The following is a 1,796-nucleotide window of genomic DNA, read 5'->3' on the forward strand; positions in this document are numbered from 1 at the left end:
GCAGGAGAGCACGAGGCCGTCGGCGCCCGCCTCGACGATCGTGCCCGGCTCGGCCGCGCCGCGCGCCTCGACGGCCTCGGCCGCCCACAGCTTGAGCACCGTGCCGTCGAGCGTGCCCGCGCCGCCCGGGAACGGGTCGAACGCGCGGATCCGCCGCGCCAGCGTGTCGGCCGGCTCGCGCCAGTCGAGCGCCGCCTCGTGCTTGCCGATCTTCTCGGCATAGGTGACGCCTTCGGCCGGCTGCGGCGTGGACGCGAGCGCGCCGTCGCGTTCGAGTTGCACGAGCGCCTCGACGATCAGCTTCGCGCCAAGCGCCGCGAGCGTGTCGTGCAGCGAGGCCGTGGTGTCGCCGGCGGCGATCGCCGTGCGCGCCTCGGACAGCATCGCGCCGGTATCGAGCCCGGCGTCCATCTGCATCAGCGTGACGCCGGTGTCGGCGTCGCCCGATTCGATCGCGCGGTGGATCGGCGCGGCGCCGCGCCAGCGCGGCAGCAGCGACGCGTGGATGTTGATGCAACCGTGGCGCGGAATATCGAGCACTTCCTGCGGCAGCAGCAGCCCGTAGGCGGCCACCACCATCACGTCGTGCGGCGTGGCGTTCAGCGTGCCGATCGCCTCGGCGGCCTCGGCGGGGAACTTGCCGTTACGGCGCAGCGACGGCGGCTGCGCGACAGGCAGGCCGTGCTCGAGCGCATAGCGCTTGACCGCGCTGGCCTGCAGCTTCATGCCGCGGCCGGCCGGGCGGTCGGGCTGGGTCAACACCAGCGGCACCGTAAAGCCGGCCTCGTGGATCGCGGCGAGCGCCGCCGCGGCGAATTCCGGCGTGCCGGCAAAGATGACGCGCAACGAGTGAGTCATGGAGGATCGGTCCGTCACGCTTCGCGTTCGAGTTTCTTCATTTTCGACTTGATGCGGGTCTGCTTGAGCGGCGACAGGTATTGCACGAACACGCGGCCCATCAGGTGATCCATCTCGTGCTGGATGCAGACGGCCAGCAGGCCTTCGCATTCGAGCTCGAACGCGTTGCCGTCGCGGTCGAGCGCGCGCACGCGCACGTGCTCGGGCCGCTCCACCTCGTCGTAGACGCCCGGCACCGACAGGCAGCCTTCCTCGTACACCTGCTTGCCGTCGCTCGACCAGACGATCTCGGGATTGATGAAGACCTGCAGTTCGTTCTTGTCTTCGGAGGTGTCGATCACGATCACGCGCTCGTGCACGTCCACCTGGGTGGCCGCGAGGCCGATGCCCGGGGCGTCGTACATGGTTTCGGCCATGTCGTCGACAAGGCGGCGGATGCGGTCGTTGACCTCGGCAACCGGCTTGGCCACCTTGTGCAGCCGTTTGTCGGGGTAATGCAGGATGTTCAGAAGCGCCATGATGTTCGGTTCGAAAGCGGTTGGGGCGGTTGGGGCGGGCGGCTCGGCCATTCGGCCGACTGGCCGGGCCGTCGCGATACCCGGAAGATGAGGCCCCGAGTCGCGCGGAATGCATCGCGCAGCCCAACGCCGCGGGCGGGTGCGCGCGATCGCTCTGTGTATTTCGGATGATGAAAATTTTAGCATGGCGGCCTGCGCATCGCTGGCCGCGGCTCGGGCGGCACCCATGAACCCCGCACAGCCCGATCGCCAGACGCTGGCCGCGTGGCTGCATCTGGCCTCCGCGCCCGGCCTGACGGCAGCCGCCGGCGAAGCATTGCTGTGCGCGTTCGATTCCATCGATGCGCTGTTCGGCGCCGAGCATGCCGCGCTGGCCGCCGTTGCCGGCGAGGCCGCGGCGCGCGCGGTGCTGGCGCCGCG

At 70.2% G+C, this 1,796-nt stretch carries 2 protein-coding genes and 1 pseudogene; 1 reads left to right on the forward strand and 2 read right to left on the reverse strand.

The window, feature by feature from the left end:
* Both fmt and def read right to left on the reverse strand, forming a co-directional pair.
* Nucleotides 1-858, reverse strand: an 858-nt coding sequence (gene fmt, locus G3N92_RS33765) for a methionyl-tRNA formyltransferase (protein ID WP_206131832.1), incomplete at its 3' end; no start/stop codon positions are given.
* Nucleotides 859-872: 14 nt separating this feature from the next.
* Nucleotides 873-1,376, reverse strand: coding sequence for a peptide deformylase (gene def / locus G3N92_RS33770; protein ID WP_206131833.1), 504 nt, complete (start codon nucleotides 1,374-1,376; stop codon nucleotides 873-875).
* Between the two features lie 226 nt (nucleotides 1,377-1,602).
* Here def and G3N92_RS33775 point away from each other — a divergent pair.
* A pseudogene (locus G3N92_RS33775) lies at nucleotides 1,603-1,796 on the forward strand (DNA-protecting protein DprA); the annotation flags it as partial.

It is taken from the genome of Burkholderia sp. Ac-20379 (assembly GCF_017104645.1).
In the GTDB taxonomy this organism is placed as follows: Bacteria; Pseudomonadota; Gammaproteobacteria; order Burkholderiales; family Burkholderiaceae; genus Burkholderia.

Coding starts and splice junctions, on each gene's coding strand:
- def (WP_206131833.1), bottom strand. CDS start 1,376: ATGGCGCTTCTGAACATCCTGCATTACCCCGACAAACGGCTGCACAAG.